This window comes from Paraburkholderia sp. SIMBA_053, assembly GCF_046534895.1.
Classification (GTDB): Bacteria; Pseudomonadota; Gammaproteobacteria; order Burkholderiales; family Burkholderiaceae; genus Paraburkholderia; species Paraburkholderia caledonica.
This window is the reverse complement of record NZ_JAWRXU010001055.1, coordinates 1-258: the sequence shown is the minus strand read 5'-3', so window position 1 is coordinate 258 and position 258 is coordinate 1. Positions and strand designations below refer to the sequence as shown.

The following is a 258-nucleotide window of genomic DNA, read 5'->3' as shown; positions in this document are numbered from 1 at the left end:
CGTGCGCAGCGTCGCGCTGGCAAACGCGCGTTCGGACGCGTCGGGCACGGGCAGCGCGGCGCGGCTGAATGAGAACACCATCGAAATAGCCGAGCCGCCGACACCGATAAACACAATGCCGACGACGAGCAGCAGCCGGTAATCGCGCACCACGCATAACGACAGATAGCCGAGCGCGGCCAGCACGAGCGCGACGAGCAGTAACGGCCGATGCCGCCCGCTTGCATCGCTCCAGCGGCCGGCGAAGGTGCTCGCGAG

Annotated in this window: 1 pseudogene; it reads right to left on the bottom strand. The window is 67.8% G+C overall.

The annotated features are described in order from the left end of the window. A pseudogene (locus SB753_RS38855) lies at nt 1–258 on the bottom strand (MFS transporter); the annotation flags it as partial.